Annotated in this window: 1 protein-coding gene; it reads right to left on the bottom strand. The window is 57.7% G+C overall.

The genetic code is table 11. The features are described from left to right. Positions 1-192: 192 nt before the first annotated feature. Complete coding sequence (locus GRS80_RS15095; RefSeq protein WP_343161600.1) at positions 193-1,365, bottom strand: ISH3 family transposase; 1,173 nt, start codon at positions 1,363-1,365, stop codon at positions 193-195. Between the last annotated feature and the right edge of the window lie 75 nt (positions 1,366-1,440).

Raw genomic sequence — 1,440 nt, 5'->3', positions numbered from 1 at the left:
TCGGTACTTCCCGAAGGTTGCTTCGTGAGTTGTGCTGAGTCTCGGGAAACTGGAGCAAACGCTGGTGTGGTAGCTGAGTGAAGGACGAAATAGAGTTCACAGGTGAAGGAATCCGCGGTAAGAAGGCTGGGATACGCCGTTCTAGGCGAATGCTGTTGCTCGTCAGACCTTGCCCCAGGCCGCGGGCTGGCGTCAGCCCGCGGCCGATGCGTACGTTTCTGGCACACCCACGCCGTTCATCTCAATCTCCCACGTTCGCTCTAACTCTTCCTCTAACGCGTGTCTGATCCAGTCAGAGAAGGTCTTGAACGTGAATTCCTCGGGCAGGTCGCGCCCGCCCCGCCGTGGGCGGGCGACGACCGCCCATCGAAGCACAAGCCAGAGGTTCTCCAACAGGAATCCAACCAGGACGAACGCAAAGCGGATGATTGGGTCTTGTGTCGTCGTTACCACCCGTGCTTGGCGAAATACACGGTAGCTTGTCTCGATTGCTGATCGTTTTCGGTAGAGTCGTTCGACTTGTTTCGGCGTGCGATCGGCCAGATCGCACGCCACATAACCTCGAACGACTTCGCCGCTTTTCCCGCGGTCTCCGGCGTGATAGGAGACAGCGACCGCGAGCGGGAATTCCAGTTCCCGCTCGCGGCCTTTGTACATCCGATAGGTCGTCATGTACGAGCAGTGCGTATCCAGTTTCTTCCTCATGCGCTTGCCCTTCTTTTGGACGGGTACGACAGTCGCAGCAATCTCCCGCGAACGACGCAGGATACGTTCGTTGTAGAAGCCACGATCAGCCAAGAGAAGGTCTATCTCGAAGGGATAGGCTTCGACGCGGTCGAGAACGCGCTCGACCGCGTCGGCTTCCTTCTCATCGCTCCGGACGTACGTCATGGCCAACGTCACCGGCTTCCCGTTCGAGACGAGATACGCGGTACAGTACCGGTGACACGTCGTTGTTCCGTCTTTCGCGTGCATGCGACAGAGTTCACCCTCTTCATCGGCGTACGTTCCGTGATAGGGGTTATCGACGAAGTCGATGGAGACGATCCTCGACCGGTCAGGGTCGAGGATCGTCATCGCTAACTGCGTGAGAAGGCGGTTAGCAACCCGCTCAAGCCACTCCCGGTTAAGCGTATGGAGCCAGTCCATGACAGTATCATCACAGGGGGCGTTGTCGTTGTCCTTGCACGTCTCCCAGATGGACGTCTGGTTGACCGCTGCAAGAATGACGACAGCCCAGATCTCGCCGGGATCGAGGGGAGACCCCTCGATTCCCGGCAGCGGGAGCTGACAGATGACGTCTTTCGCTAAGTCTTTCACGTCCGAATCCGAAAGAACACCGTCTGGTTGAGGTATGGTGAACACATTCTCTCAACCGGACATTCTCCCAATCAGAGCAACGCTTTAGCTTCGGCTCTCACACCGGTCGGGAAGTACCGA

The organism is Natrialba sp. INN-245, assembly GCF_009807105.1.
GTDB lineage: Archaea > Halobacteriota > Halobacteria > Halobacteriales > Natrialbaceae > Natrarchaeobius > Natrarchaeobius swarupiae.
Note: the sequence above shows the minus strand (reverse complement) of the source record. Positions and strands in the feature narration are given on the sequence as shown.